Genomic DNA, 1,246 nt, shown 5'->3' on the forward strand with positions numbered 1-1,246 from the left:
GAGGAGCTTGTAGCGATTGATCTTTCCGATCCGAAGGATCCGAATCGCAAGCTGCTGCCACCGATAGATAAACTGTACTTTTCATATTTTGTTGACAGGGAGGTTGGGTATAAGAAAGTCCAACTCAAGGAAAAAAGTGATTATTATATTATTGTACTGAAATCAAAGCTAATCCATAATAATAAAAATACTTCTTATGGTAACAATATGCATTTTAATATTTATGGGATCGATAAAACGTTAGACAAGCACTCAGGAAATAGCGTGTTTTACGAACAAGATAAAAACAACACAAAAGTTGATATAAATGCATTAGTTATATCCAAAAATTTCAAACTGAAGCTATCTAAAAATAGAAACGGAAAAACGTATGGACAGATAATGGGCTTTTTAGATACACCAGGTGGTGGTGGCTCATTCAAGAGACAACAAATCATATCTTCGTTGCTATATGAGGAATAATGAGGATGCGAGGTTATCCATTTATATCAACGTTACTGCTACTATCGATTATAGTAACTTCTTGGCCTGAATTTTGGATGACGACGGTTCAGGCTGCACCTGCTGGTACGTTGATCGAATATGAGTTTGCTGGCGACAAGCAAAAAGATCATGAGTACGGCGGACGGCTTTTTTCCAAGGACATTAAGAAAAATACTAATAGAGTGACAGTGACAGCGGGTAATGGGCAGATTATAAAATCACTGAAAATATATGATAGGAATGGGACCTTTATCCGTAATGTGAAGGGCTTTACACCGCGAAAGAGCTATACCTTTGTAGAAACCTTTTCTAGGGAATACACATACCGGATCGATTTATTATTGGGATCGATCCGGTGGTAGTGATGTATGGCGTGCCACTAGCAGTGATTTTATCGCGTACAGCAATGTCGCAGATAACGGCAATGGCATCACCTGTCTTCCGAACAGCCAGGTGCCAAAAGACAAGGAGTGGAATCGCCGAGCATATCCAGGCTGCACGGATACTGGGAACCTTTCGGCTCCTATCAAAATCAAAAACTTTGTTATTCCTGCAGGTGATTTTTTGGCAAATGCTTATCAACTGCCTATGAGAGTGGTTTCAGATAGAGCAGGTGAATTAGTAGCGAAAGCTGAGCCAGATTTTGAAACAAAAATCGAAGTGGCTGTCCATGGCACATCATGTACGTCAGATACATCTACCGAATATACGAAAATCGGCGCGGTGAATTCGCTAAACGGTATCATTACCCTTAAGTATAAGC

At 40.0% G+C, this 1,246-nt stretch carries 2 protein-coding genes and 1 pseudogene; all 3 read left to right on the plus strand.

Annotated features, from left to right (window positions below):
* Window positions 1–462 (plus strand): annotated as a pseudogene (locus ACFP56_RS21700) (hypothetical protein); the annotation flags it as partial.
* A 5-nt stretch (window positions 463–467) separates the two neighbouring features.
* Window positions 468–845 (plus strand): hypothetical protein, encoded by a 378-nt coding sequence (locus ACFP56_RS21705; protein ID WP_379238586.1) that lies wholly within the window; start codon window positions 468–470, stop codon window positions 843–845.
* A gap of 91 nt (window positions 846–936) precedes the next feature.
* The coding region (locus ACFP56_RS21710; RefSeq protein WP_379238588.1) for a hypothetical protein at window positions 937–1,246 on the plus strand (310 nt) is incomplete at its 3' end.

Source organism: Paenibacillus septentrionalis (genome assembly GCF_042659865.1).
Classification (GTDB): domain Bacteria; phylum Bacillota; class Bacilli; order Paenibacillales; family Paenibacillaceae; genus Pristimantibacillus; species Pristimantibacillus septentrionalis.

Coding starts and splice junctions, on each gene's coding strand:
- ACFP56_RS21705 (WP_379238586.1), top strand. CDS start 468: ATGCGAGGTTATCCATTTATATCAACGTTACTGCTACTATCGATTATA.